Origin of the sequence: Aeromonas sp. QDB63 (assembly GCF_027707425.1) — a bacterium.
In the GTDB taxonomy this organism is placed as follows: Bacteria; Pseudomonadota; Gammaproteobacteria; order Enterobacterales; family Aeromonadaceae; genus Aeromonas; species Aeromonas caviae.
Genome location: NZ_JAPCIS010000059.1, coordinates 1 through 7,867, shown reverse-complemented (window position 1 = coordinate 7,867; position 7,867 = coordinate 1). Strand labels below are relative to the sequence as shown.

Annotated in this window: 8 protein-coding genes and 1 pseudogene; 3 read left to right on the top strand and 6 right to left on the bottom strand. The window is 48.0% G+C overall.

Annotated features, from left to right (window positions below):
- Positions 1–153: 153 nt before the first annotated feature.
- A complete protein-coding gene (locus PG879_RS20135; protein ID WP_047440196.1) occupies positions 154–462 on the bottom strand; it encodes a helix-turn-helix domain-containing protein in 309 nt (102 codons plus the stop codon).
- 98 nt (positions 463–560) lie between these two features.
- On the opposite strand from PG879_RS20135, the gene PG879_RS20130 reads away from it, so the two are divergent.
- Both PG879_RS20130 and PG879_RS20125 read left to right on the top strand, forming a co-directional pair.
- Entirely contained in the window at positions 561–1,031 is a 471-nt protein-coding gene (locus tag PG879_RS20130) for a hypothetical protein (protein ID WP_270830609.1), read from the top strand.
- Positions 1,032–1,240: 209 nt separating this feature from the next.
- The gene (locus PG879_RS20125; protein ID WP_017780887.1) at positions 1,241–1,432 is read left to right on the top strand and encodes a hypothetical protein; all 192 of its coding nucleotides are present in this window, start codon (positions 1,241–1,243) and stop codon (positions 1,430–1,432) included.
- Between the two features lie 331 nt (positions 1,433–1,763).
- Here the strand turns inward: PG879_RS20125 and tetR are convergent, their stop codons facing one another.
- On the bottom strand, positions 1,764–2,399 hold the full coding sequence (gene tetR / locus PG879_RS20120) for a tetracycline resistance transcriptional repressor TetR (protein WP_017780888.1): 636 nt from the start codon (positions 2,397–2,399) through the stop codon (positions 1,764–1,766).
- Positions 2,400–2,479: 80 nt separating this feature from the next.
- Between tetR and tet(E) the strand changes: the two genes are divergently transcribed.
- Complete coding sequence (gene tet(E), locus PG879_RS20115) at positions 2,480–3,697, top strand: tetracycline efflux MFS transporter Tet(E) (RefSeq protein WP_017780889.1); 1,218 nt, start codon at positions 2,480–2,482, stop codon at positions 3,695–3,697.
- Positions 3,698–3,784: 87 nt separating this feature from the next.
- Here tet(E) and PG879_RS20110 read toward each other — a convergent pair whose 3' ends face one another.
- The 4 genes and pseudogenes from PG879_RS20110 to PG879_RS20095 all read right to left on the bottom strand — a co-directional run bounded on the left by PG879_RS20110 (position 3,785) and on the right by PG879_RS20095 (position 7,587).
- On the bottom strand, positions 3,785–4,453 hold the full coding sequence (locus PG879_RS20110; protein WP_017780890.1) for a hypothetical protein: 669 nt from the start codon (positions 4,451–4,453) through the stop codon (positions 3,785–3,787).
- A 158-nt stretch (positions 4,454–4,611) separates the two neighbouring features.
- Positions 4,612–4,773 (bottom strand): annotated as a pseudogene (locus PG879_RS20105) (IS5/IS1182 family transposase); the annotation flags it as partial.
- 217 nt (positions 4,774–4,990) lie between these two features.
- A complete protein-coding gene (locus PG879_RS20100) occupies positions 4,991–7,153 on the bottom strand; it encodes an AAA family ATPase (protein ID WP_025202554.1) in 2,163 nt (720 codons plus the stop codon).
- Complete coding sequence (locus PG879_RS20095) at positions 7,150–7,587, bottom strand: VPA1267 family protein (protein ID WP_025202555.1); 438 nt, start codon at positions 7,585–7,587, stop codon at positions 7,150–7,152. The genes PG879_RS20100 and PG879_RS20095 overlap by 4 nt, the downstream gene beginning before the upstream one ends.
- Positions 7,588–7,867: the final 280 nt, after the last annotated feature.

Genomic DNA, 7,867 nt, shown 5'->3' with positions numbered 1-7,867 from the left:
ATGGATACCGTGTCTCCTTTCCCGGGGAATGGCTATGGCACAGCGAAGGTGTAGCACTATTGGGATCAGTTATTTAGCTACAAACCACTATCAATGCGTTGCAAACTTCTGGTGGTCAATCCGCAACATGAGCAGGTATCTTACTTAGCGGTATCACCGTTTATTTTCACGTAGCTTAAAGAGAAGATCTAACTTTTCATCCTCATCAAGTTGCTCAAATAGACAAACCAATTCCGCACTAAGATCATCTTCGCAAAAAAAATAACTCAGCGGCTTTCCCAGTACATTGGCAAGTTTTCGCATTGTATCAATGTCTGGAACGTGGCGACCTCTCTCATAGTGATTCATGCGACCACTAGCAGAACTATCATCCATACCGGCCCTTACCCCAAGCTCCTTTTGGGATATACCTGCTTTTTTACGCGCCTGCTTGAGTCTCTCTGGGAATGGGTTTTTGTACAATGTTTGTTCATCACAAAGTTCTCATATGTATAGATTGTCTAAGTTTCACCTGTCTCTGTATACTTAGCAATCCTAAGTGTTGTGGTTGTGGAAATTTTATGCAGAATAAAAATGTTTACAAAATCAGTAACAAGTTTTATCAAGTTTTACTCAAAATGACTGGTCTAAAAATAAGCAGGAAAGAGCTGATACGATTGGCTATGGAGGTCAATGACTTGGCTCTGTATCAGGCATCAGGCTTGGTTGACCGCCATGTATATAGCTTGAAAAAACAGGATGCAGTGAAAGCTAATGGGCCAAAAAATAATCGGCATTATATTTTTTCAGATGATCTTCTGGGCAGTTTACAAGCATCAATCAAAGGCGATAATTATGATCTAGCAAGTGAGTTGAGGTCTCTGGAAGAAGAGCTTCTGTTGACTCGTTATGAGTTACAAGCCTACCGCGAGATACTTGAAAAACTACCTCAAGAGAAGCAAAAAATTACTTGTTTGCATAAAAATGCATCAGAAAAAATCTACCGGTTGAATGGGAAAATTAGAGCGGTAAGTCAATTGGTGATGATGTAATTAAAAGGTATAAATGAAAGAGGCGTTTTATCGAAAAGAAGCATACCTGAGTCGGCCATAGCGCAAGAAGCGATGCCGCCAACGGAAGGCGGTGGCCAATAGATACTGTGTTCCTAGGCGGCTTATTGATTTGAACAAATTATGTGCATTTTGTGCTGAGCTACTAATGAAAATACCTGCTGTTACGGCTCAACGATAAGGATGACCCGATGCAGAATCTTGTATTGAGGAAAGCAACGCATGAAGATATGGACGACATACTGCGTTTGCAAATTCCCGTGTTCAAGGGAGAGCAGGGGATCCCTGACGAATTGATCCCTATTCCAGCTGAAAAATCGCCACAATGGTGGTGTGCAATTATGAACTCCACAATTGTTGGTGCCGTTGCAGCCTGGAAATAATGCGATGAAACTCATTGGGGGCGATTTGCAACAATGCAAAATTTCAGAGGGTATCAAATAGGTTCTAGCTTGGCTCGGTTTTCACTGCACGAACTTTTCGCACAATCTGTAGATGAAATCCATATGGATGCAAGAGATATCATCGTTAAGACCTTAAACCGAATGGGTGGCTTAGTTGTGGGAGACTCAATGCCATTATATCGAGGGACGGTGACACCCATGATATTAACCAGAAGTGGTTTAATATTTAATAGATAAAATACTGACGATACATGTATATATTTGAAAACACTATCCATAACTATAAATTAGAGTTGACACATAGATAGCATCATTTATTACCATCCTCAATGGGTGTATGCTTTTTTTCATCTAACTGTGCAGAAAATCCAAATATTAATGATTTCAGCCCGAAATGGAAGGCCATTTCAGCAGAGGTTCTCGCCTGAATATTAAATGCCTCTTGTAATAATGGTGGTGCAGCGTCTATCACATGATTATTTTCTATCTGGTTTGTTGCTTGCTCCTCTAATACTGCACCCAACGTAAAATGGCTGATAGATTGCAGAATGAAAAGAGCCTCCTCGACCGAAAACCCTGCATCGCATAGACAGCGTAGTTGCGCCTCTGCTTGTTCAAACTGGGGGGGCGTAGGAGAGGTCCCTATATGCAATCGGGCTCCATCACGATGGACCAGTAATGCTTTACGGAAACTCAGAGCATTTTCCTGGAGAAACTGCTGCCAACTCTCAGTCGGTAACGGTGCTGAACGGGTGTGATGCTTCGCCAGTATTGCCTCTGAAAGCATGTTCATAAGAGTCTGCTTGTTGCGCACGTGCCAATACAGAGTCGGTTGCTCAATTTTTAGGGACTGCGCCAGCTTACGTGTAGTCAAGCCCTCTAGCCCTTCGCTGTCCAGCAGGGTGAGCGCCATTGAAATTACGTCGTCCAAGCTTAGTCGTGCCATCACTATCTCCTTTTGCTGTTGACAATCTATCACTGATAGAGTTATTTTTCAAACCCTATCATCGATAGAGAACGTTAACTATGAACCGCACTGTGATGATGGCACTGGTCATCATTTTTTTAGATGCTATGGGGATTGGCATAATTATGCCTGTCTTGCCGGCGTTATTACGGGAGTTTGTTGGAAAGGCTAATGTTGCAGAGAACTACGGTGTTTTATTGGCGCTGTATGCAATGATGCAAGTGATTTTTGCCCCTCTTCTCGGCCGCTGGTCAGATCGCATAGGTCGTCGCCCTGTATTGTTACTTTCACTTTTAGGTGCAACACTGGACTACGCATTAATGGCAACAGCCAGCGTAGTGTGGGTGTTGTATTTGGGACGCTTAATTGCTGGTATTACCGGTGCGACTGGAGCTGTTGCAGCCTCAACAATTGCCGATGTCACACCTGAGGAATCCAGGACACATTGGTTTGGTATGATGGGTGCCTGTTTTGGTGGCGGTATGATTGCTGGACCAGTCATTGGTGGTTTTGCCGGTCAACTTTCGGTACAGGCACCGTTTATGTTCGCTGCTGCTATTAACGGGCTGGCATTTCTGGTCTCCCTATTCATTTTACATGAGACCCATAATGCTAATCAGGTTAGTGACGAGTTAAAGAATGAAACAATCAATGAAACCACATCCTCCATACGCGAGATGATCTCCCCATTATCGGGATTGTTAGTTGTCTTTTTCATCATTCAATTGATTGGCCAAATCCCCGCAACATTATGGGTTTTATTCGGAGAAGAGCGCTTCGCATGGGATGGCGTAATGGTCGGTGTTTCATTGGCTGTGTTCGGGCTGACACACGCACTGTTTCAAGGACTTGCTGCTGGTTTTATCGCTAAACATTTGGGAGAACGGAAAGCTATAGCGGTTGGCATTTTGGCTGACGGTTGTGGCCTATTTTTATTGGCGGTCATTACACAAAGCTGGATGGTTTGGCCGGTTTTGCTGTTACTAGCTTGTGGTGGCATCACACTTCCCGCCTTGCAGGGAATTATATCTGTTCGTGTCGGTCAGGTAGCACAGGGACAATTACAAGGGGTGCTGACCAGTTTGACCCACCTGACAGGTGTAATCGGTCCACTTGTTTTTGCATTTTTGTATAGTGCAACCCGCGAAACGTGGAATGGATGGGTATGGATAATTGGCTGCGGATTATATGTAGTTGCATTGATTATACTGAGGTTTTTCCATCCAGGTAGGGTAATCCACCCGATAAATAAGAGCGATGTACAGCAGAGAATTTGAGCAACAATGCTGTACAGCACCGTAAATTCTGGCGCCCTACTCGGTGGATAGAGGTGAGCTGGTAGGTGGGTCTGGGATTGCGATCCATTAATCATCCTTTGGCAGCAACCGAGATAGGCCCACTTGAGCCGGTAGTTCCCCGATGACCTCAATCTTCCAACCCGTCATATTGGCCCGACACATGTGATAATGGTGCGCGATGTTGGCCTGCGCTTGCAAGGCGTGACGGGCTTTATCTAGTGCCTCAGTTGCATTGATGCCAATGCGGTTTAGCAGGAGTTCAACGCGGGTCTCCAGTTGCCTGCGTTCATGGGGGGAGAGTACCCCGGCCATTACCTTTGGCGCTACGTAAAGGCGGGCGTCGTCTTGCGAAATAGTCTTCAAGACACCGCGAGCGTACTCATTGGCGAGAGTGACCTCCTGGGCCATGTATTTGTGCATGAGGTGACCCTCTTCGAGGCGCATGATCACCTCGTTGACGTTGTAGTGACTGTGTTCCTCCAGATAGTCACGGACAAGGAGCTTATGGGCCAGCGCGATGACATCAGCCCGCTCGATATCGTTAGTGAGCCGAAGGCGTAATTCGGTTGCGCTGGCTAATTTGCCCATCGCGGCAGAAAGCAGACGACCACGTTGCGCCTGACCGGGGGACTCATCGCGACCGATAACTCCGGTTGGCAGGAATTTATCGGCTATCTCGCGGCTGACGGTGACGCGAATGCGGCTATTTTCCACGGTGAGGGTTTGATGCTTCATGTTACTGCTCCTGAGTCTGTCCGATGCCCGCGCCCACGGGGCCATGCCTATCATAATTGCGAGAGGCCTTTCGTGGGTAATTACACTGACTTGACCACTTACTTTGCACCCAGCCTTTTTAGAGAAGGTTCTTATGGCTGGATTTGCATCAGTGGTTAGGGGTGACGGCCATTGCCGACCTTGGGATAGATGGGCGTAATGATGACCAGCATCCAGGGCCAGGGAAGCAGTTACTCTATTCAAGAGAGGAAAACTTCTTTACGGGTCTGGCGGCGTTTGCTGTTGAACTCGTAATCAGCGAAGGTCAATTGATGACTCACGTTGGAGTTCGTTCTTGGTACAAAAGAGACTCTGGTGGTACTATGTCAAGGCCTTGTAAGGTATTGATTTTTAAGGTTCTAGCCCTTCCGATCGCTCAGCTACGGGCACATCTTGCTACGCAAGAGCACGGAATAAGCCGTGGACAACGCTGCGCGTTGACGCACCGCTTATCTCCGCTTGTACCCGTAGTCGCTCCCCAAGGGAATCAATCTCCTCTCATTTCTTCAACAGATCACGCAGATAGCTGTTCCGGTTATGGGCATTGCTGGGCGCTTTGGTGATGGCTGCAAACTCAGCTGTGCTGCCCACGATATGGACCTCATGCTCGGCCCTGGTTATTGCGGTATAGAGCCAGGCCCTGTCAACGATCCTCCCCTTTTGCAGCGCGATGATGATGCGTGGGAACTGCGAACCCTGAGCTTTATGGAGTGTGATGCAGTAGCCCAGCCTCATACAGTCCAGCAGGGATTGGGTGACATACACGCTCTCGCCTGTGTCCAGTTCAACCACTCCGTAGTCATCTCCAGCCCCGACAGCGCGAGTTAGCGTTCCGAGCGAGCCATTTTGAATGCCTTTCTCGTAATTGTTCTGAGTGAAGAGGATCACATCTCCTTGGCGCAAATCGTTGCGGCGGTAGGTTTCGCCATACATCTCAAATATCATCCGAGCACCATCAGGGTTGACGGCCTCCTGAATAAGATTATTGATCTCCGCCACCATAGCGGTGGTCGCACCTACCACTCGGCTGTTCTCGGGGGATTGCTGATATAACTCGGCACAGACTTGGGCGATCCTCTCTTTGGATGTTTCGTGGAAATAGACGTTACCCATGCTCAAGTGCTCCGGTATGAGACCTTGATTGACCTGCATAGAGTATTCAGGAATGCCTGTGGCTCCCTTCTGGCGTTTAACGATGTCCAGGGTCACGTTCGCAATGGCCTGTGATGCAACGATATCGGCTAGCACCTTGCCACATCCTATCGGAGGTAGCTGGTTTGGGTCACCCGTGAATATGATCCGCACGGTGGGGTGCAGATGGTTGGTGAGCCGATACATGGTGGGCAGGTCGATCATGGATGCTTCATCGATTACCAGCAGATGGCTGGGAAACCCATCAGATGGTTCTATGGGCTCTTGCCGCAACAAGGCGGAAATGGTCATCGTCCTAAAGCCTATCGACTCGTATAGGCGCATTGCTGCGCGTCCAGAAAGGGCGACAGCATGCACCTCAAAGCCCATTTTGCCATAGGCCCGCAGTGCCGTTCTGAGCACTGTGGTTTTGCCAGTTCCTGCGCCCCCCGTGATGCAACTCACCGCATTGTTTAGCGCGGTGAGCACCGCTTCATTTTGCATCGCGGTCAATTCATAGGGCAGCTCATTAACCGCTGCGAGAAACGCAGCATTGGTGGACTCATCGTAACGATTTTGCTGTTTAGCAAGTTTCAACAGCCGCTTGGCAACAACAGTCTCCATCAGCAATTGTGCGGTAGGGTGATAGGTGCCTGCTTCATGGTTCAGCACATACTGGGCTTGGTGGTAACCAGCCTTGAATGCTTGTGCTGCCAACTCGCCGTCACCAAGCAATTTGGTCAGCAGGGGGCGAAGCCTGGCCTGCGTGGTGTAGGTGTGGCCTTTTTCCACTTCCGCGTGGATGGTGAACTCCAGGGCGGCACTCAGCCTCGTCGGATCTTTTAGTTCTACCTCAAACTTCGTTTGAGAAAGCGCATCCACGTCTTCAAACCCCATCCCGAAGCCGACCAGTAGGTAGGGATTCGCTTTGATTGCATCAACGGAGCTTTCGCCATGAAATTTCAAGATCCGCTGCTGAATGGGTGAGGGAATCCGACACTCTGCCATCCAATTGCAGTGGTTCAGATTTTTGTATTTTGCGTAGCCGTTGAACAGGGCATCAATAGATACATCACTCAGAATACCCTTGAGGCGCTCTCTGGACTCTGGTGTGTCGGTGCGCAGGGTGGCGTGAAATTGCTCACCGAGTAGTTGCCATAACGCCCTGGCTTTACCGAGGCCAATTCCCTTGAAATCAGGCTCCTTGGCAATGAACTGGATCAGCTGCTCACCTGTCTCCGGCAGGGTGCATATCACGTGCTCAGGTGATTCATAGGTATGTTGCTGCATCACAACATCACCAATCTCGACCCTCTCAATGAGAGGTTTGCCATGGACTGTCCATTGCTGGCCCTGTGACGGTTGTGCCGGAAGAGTGTCAGGCCGCGCTTTAATGGTCACATAGTATTTGCCATCCTTGATCTGGCTGGTCTCGTCATTAAGTGGTATTCCAGAGAAAATCACGTAGCTGGATGAGCTATATGGGATACTGGTAACACGAAATAGTTCGGAATGGAGAGATTGGTTCATCGTGGCAAGATCCCCATTTCGGCCAATGTCTCAGATAGCTCACCGAAGCGCTCCAGTCTGGCTTTTAGTTCCCTTAGCTGCGCTTTCAGTTCAATATTCTCCTGCTCCAATATTGATACACGTTTGGTATCAAGTAGGCGTCGATGAGTCGTAGGGTCGTATACCTTTGGATGAGCTACACTCGCTATGGCCTGAGCGGTGAGTGGCGGAAGCACCCCGTGTTCCCTAAGCTGGTCTTCCAATTTCTGCAATTGCCTACGAAGCTCAGGGTTCTGCACTAAGGCAGAGCGGCCACAGCCAATAGCTTTCGTGATTTCACTGCGGCTGAGGCTGCCCCTGTAACTTAATTGTCGATACGTCTCATCAGTCTGGGTTGCCATCCATAGTTCAAACGCCTGGACGGTTGCTTTGGCTTTTTCTGTACCACTCGCCATTATTGACCTCCTGTGCGGCGTTTAACTTCTATAAGCGGCTTTCCAAGCATATCCTGTAATTTTTTTAGCTCGGCACTATCTGTTGGAAAATTATCAATTGATGTCATTCTGACACCATGCATGTAAGCATTATATTGCCATACTATGAAACGCTGTTTGTATGCATCATTCAAACTATTTAATCTGGCTAATTCATTCTCTAAGGAAGGTGCGAACAAGTCCCTGATATGAGATCATGTTTGTCATCTGGAGCCATGAAAAAGGGTTCATTATGAGTCAT

Bases quoted from the DNA above. Each gene is read 5' to 3' on its own strand.
- PG879_RS20125 (WP_017780887.1), top strand. From the start codon at position 1,241: ATGCAGAATCTTGTATTGAGGAAAGCAACGCATGAAGATATGGACGAC.
- PG879_RS20130 (WP_270830609.1), top strand. From the start codon at position 561: ATGCAGAATAAAAATGTTTACAAAATCAGTAACAAGTTTTATCAAGTT.
- tetR (WP_017780888.1), bottom strand. From the start codon at position 2,399: ATGGCACGACTAAGCTTGGACGACGTAATTTCAATGGCGCTCACCCTG.
- PG879_RS20110 (WP_017780890.1), bottom strand. From the start codon at position 4,453: ATGAAGCATCAAACCCTCACCGTGGAAAATAGCCGCATTCGCGTCACC.
- PG879_RS20095 (WP_025202555.1), bottom strand. From the start codon at position 7,587: ATGGCGAGTGGTACAGAAAAAGCCAAAGCAACCGTCCAGGCGTTTGAA.
- PG879_RS20100 (WP_025202554.1), bottom strand. From the start codon at position 7,153: ATGAACCAATCTCTCCATTCCGAACTATTTCGTGTTACCAGTATCCCA.